The organism is Leptospira bourretii, assembly GCF_004770145.1.
Lineage (GTDB): Bacteria > Spirochaetota > Leptospiria > Leptospirales > Leptospiraceae > Leptospira_A > Leptospira_A bourretii.
The window spans coordinates 1-1,559 of sequence record NZ_RQFW01000011.1; the positions used below are offsets into that span (position 1 = coordinate 1).

Genomic DNA, 1,559 nt, shown 5'->3' on the forward strand with positions numbered 1-1,559 from the left:
CATATTGCTTCATAATTAATAGTATCTAAAATCAAAATAATGCTTCAAAAGTAAAAGTATTCGAAGTAACATTCTACCTCTTCTTTAAGTAAAGCAAACAAACACTCAAAGGGAGGTTCAAAATGGAGCTTACTTTGGACGAAAGACATGCAATCATTAAGATACTCTCGAGGAAGTACAGCCTTAGCTCGAAAAAACAAAAATCTTATCTAGTCGATGAACTTGTTTATTTGTCTGGTTTTAATCGGACCTATGCCACAAGAGTTCTCAGGCAATATGCAATCAATCCACAGAGACCAAAGTCCGTGAAACGATCTGGACGAACCACTATTTATGGTGACGATGTTAAAAAGGCTCTAGAGAAGATTTGGGTCATCATGGATTATATTTGTGGGAAAAGACTGGCACCTTTCCTTCCTGAAATCATCTCCAAATTGGAATCCTTTAATGAGATCGAATTTTCACTTTCCGTGAAAGAGAAACTCATGAGAATCAGTGCCTCAAGTATTGATAGACTCTTGAAGGATGCAAAACGTAAACTCGGCAGGAAAGGATCCTCAACGACAAGGCATGGAAAATATTATCTAATTGATCAAATACCAATCAAAACATTCGCAGAATGGGATCATACGGTTCCAGGATTTGTTCAGGTTGATTTGGTTGCTCATAATGGTGGCAATACCTATGGAGGGTTTCTATCGACATTAAATGCAACAGATGTTTCTACTGGATGGACAACGTGCACCCTCGTCAGAGATAAAACACAATTTCAAATGCTAAAAGCATTTATAAAAATGAAATCCTCGTTTCCTTTCCCATTGAAAGGATTTCATTCGGATAATGGCGCTGAGTTCATAAACGAAACTATTGTTGCGTTTAAAGAAAAATATCAACTTGAATTCACCAGAGGAAGAGCTTATAAGAAAAATGATAATCCACATATTGAGCAAAAGAATTACACAATTGTAAGAAGGAACACAGGTTACTTGCGATATGACAAACCCGAACATGCTGAAATTCTAAGGGAACTTTATCATAATCTCAATCTGTATGTAAATTACTTTCAACCCATTATGATATTGTTGGAAAAACATAGAAAAGGGGCAAAGGCAATCAGGAAATATGATTATCCTAAAACTCCTTATCAAAGATTGATCGAATCAAAGGAAATAGATAAGAAAACCAAACAAAAAGAAAAGGCTATCTACGAGACTTTAAATCCTGCAGATCTCAAAAGAAAAATCAATGAGTGTCAAAATCGATTGATTCACTTGGCTGCCCCACTCCGTGCTCCCAATGAAATTGTAAAAGTGCGTAGGAAGAAAATGGTTACTCACACAATGAGTCCAAAAGAAAGAAATCATAATCTTAATAATCCAAATCCATTTCTCGAAAGACAGAAATTCGAAGAATTAAGAAGAGCAGCAAAATTAATTTGGGAGCAACGAAAATAAACTTGATACAAAACTCAAATGATAGGATAATCTTCGTTAACTTTGAATACCAAGGTTTTGAAGAAACAATCCTACGTTTGAATGCTATTTTTTTGGATCAAGTCG

General features: G+C 35.3%; 1 protein-coding gene. It reads left to right on the forward strand.

The window, feature by feature from the left end:
* Window positions 1-122: 122 nt before the first annotated feature.
* On the forward strand, window positions 123-1,454 hold the full coding sequence (locus EHQ47_RS07315; protein ID WP_135776890.1) for an integrase catalytic domain-containing protein: 1,332 nt from the start codon (window positions 123-125) through the stop codon (window positions 1,452-1,454).
* Window positions 1,455-1,559 lie beyond the last annotated feature (105 nt).